The organism is Dietzia cercidiphylli (genome assembly GCF_014145145.1).
GTDB lineage: Bacteria > Actinomycetota > Actinomycetes > Mycobacteriales > Mycobacteriaceae > Dietzia > Dietzia natronolimnaea.
On the sequence record NZ_JAALEA010000152.1, the window covers coordinates 1 to 2363 of the forward strand.

Consider the following 2363-nt stretch of genomic DNA (forward strand, 5'->3'; position numbering starts at 1 on the left):
GCCAGCATGATCACGGCCACCACGAGGAAGGCGACCGTGACGACCGGGGTCGAGCGGACCCGGCCGCGCAGGCGGAGCAGACCGCCCACCTCGTCGTCGTCACCGGTCACCCCACCCCGGCGACGCGGGGACCCGGACGCGGCGGGGTCCGACCGGCGCACGGCCCACAGCGAGACCAGACCGGCGACCAGGACGACCGCCAGCGGCAGGAGCAGGACATACGGCGACAGCAGGTCCCACAGGTACTGGGCTCCCTTGTCCCACTTGGACCCGCCCGCGTCCTTGGCGACGGCCGTCAACGGATAGGGCAGGGCGTAGTACGACATCCGCCAGATCTGGTAGACCACCGGGACGGTTCCGGCGATGGCGACCAACCAGCCCAGATGCCGCCACGACTGCTGTGACGCCGCCAGCAGCGCCAGGAACACCACCGCCGCCAGCGCCAACTCGGGGCGCACCAGCGGACCGAGCCCGGCGATGAACGCCATCGCGGCCGTGCCCACCGCGGGTAGACCGAACCGGTACTCGCGGTGCGGCGCGCGAGCCCACCGCTGCAGGCCGAGCCACATGACGCCGATCCAGCAGATCACCAGCCCCGTCTCCAGGCCCGAGCTCGCGAAGTCCCGGGCGGGCGGCAGCATGATGTAGACCACCACGCCCAGCGGCAACAGCAGCATCGGACCACCGGCGGGGGCGCGCCGGGTGCCCCGGTACATCACGCGGGTGCCGAGCATCGCGCACGCGACCGCGATCATGCTCAGCGTCAGCGCCAACCCCAGGGCGACCAACTCGAGCCGATAGCCGACGACCTCGTGGGTGAGATAGATGAGATAGGTCCACAGGGTGGAGGTGTTGGACTCGACCCGCTCCCCCGCGTTGAACACGGGTCCGTTGCCGGCGATGAGGTTGCGGACCGTGCGCAGGACGATCAGCCCGTCGTCGGCGATCCACCGGCGCTGCCACGCGCCGGCGAGGAACACCGCCACCACCACGACGAGGCCGCCCCAGAAGACGGCCGGCTCGGCCCGGGGTCGCCCGGTGATCCGCTCCGTGATCCGCTCAGGGTTCCGCGAGGCCACGGTCGCCGGGGGCCGGTCCGCTGCCGGACGCCCCGCTCCCGGATTCCCCGCCGTCACCTCCGACATCGCCCGCCCACCCCGGTCAGGCGAAGGACGGCACGAGGTAGACGCCGATCACGACGGTCAGGACCCACAACCCGGCCAGGACCTGCAGGACGCGGTCCCCGAGCGCGATGTCCTCGGGCTCGCCGGCCTGGGCGGCGTCGACGTCGACCGCATAGCGCAGCACCGCGATGGTGAACGGCACGATCGAGATCTGCAACCACACGGCCGAGCCCGACGGCTGGGTGGGATCGGAACCGCGGTCGTACGCCCACAGGGCGTAGCAGAGCACGAGCACCGTCGCCGACAGCGTCCACACGAACCGCAGGTAGGTCGGGGTGTAGCTCTCCAGGGCCTTGCGGATCTTGGCCCCGGTCCTCAGGTGCAGGTTCAGTTCGGCGTACCGCTTACCGGCCGCCATGAACAGGGAGCCGAACGCCATGACCAGCAGGAACCACTGCGAGATCTCGACCTCGGCCGCCGCGCCACCCGCCACCGCGCGGAGCAGGAACCCGGAGGAGACGAACGCGATGTCGAGCACCGGCTGGTGCTTGAGTCCGAAGCAGTACATGAGCTGCAGCACGATGTACACGGCCACGACGATCGCCAGCGCCGGGTGGGTGAACAGCACCGAGATGCTGATCGAGGCGACGATGAGCGCCACCGCCATGCCGTAGGCCAGTCCGACCGGCAGCACCCCGGCGGCGATGGGACGGAACCGCTTGGTGGGGTGCGCGCGGTCCGCCTCGACGTCCATCGCGTCGTTGATCAGGTACACGCTCGAGGCCGCCATGCAGAACGCCACGAAGGCGATGAAGACCGAGAAGAGGACCGAGGTGTCGGTGAGCGTCTGCGACCCGGCCGCGGCGGGTGCCGCGACCACGAGGACGTTCTTGACCCACTGCCGTGGCCGGAGGGCCTTGATCATGCCGTCGAGCAGGTTCCTGGGCGGTGAGCCCTTGGCCTCCTCCTCGGCCTCGGCGAGGTCGATCTCGTTGGCGGTGTGCGGCTCCGCACCGAGAAGGTGATGATCGCCCCCGCCCCGGGAGGCCGGGACTCCGGTCTGATCGGTCATCGATTCTCCTCGGGGGTCGGGGTGGTGCGCGGTCCGGGCGCGCCGTCACGCAGCGCCTCCGGCAGCAGGCGCTGGACGGGGTCCGTGGGCCAGACCGCGCGGGTGAGCGCAGCGCAGCCCGCGCCGACCGCGGCGCCGGCGAACACATCCGAAGGGTAGTGGACGCC

General features: G+C 71.1%; 1 protein-coding gene and 1 pseudogene. Both read right to left on the reverse strand.

All coding sequences use genetic code 11. From position 1 onward, the window contains the following. A pseudogene (locus G6028_RS06190) lies at positions 1-1145 on the reverse strand (arabinosyltransferase); the annotation flags it as partial. Between the two features lie 16 nt (positions 1146-1161). After that, entirely contained in the window at positions 1162-2196 is a 1035-nt protein-coding gene (locus G6028_RS06195; RefSeq protein WP_182609629.1) for a decaprenyl-phosphate phosphoribosyltransferase, read from the reverse strand. Positions 2197-2363 lie beyond the last annotated feature (167 nt).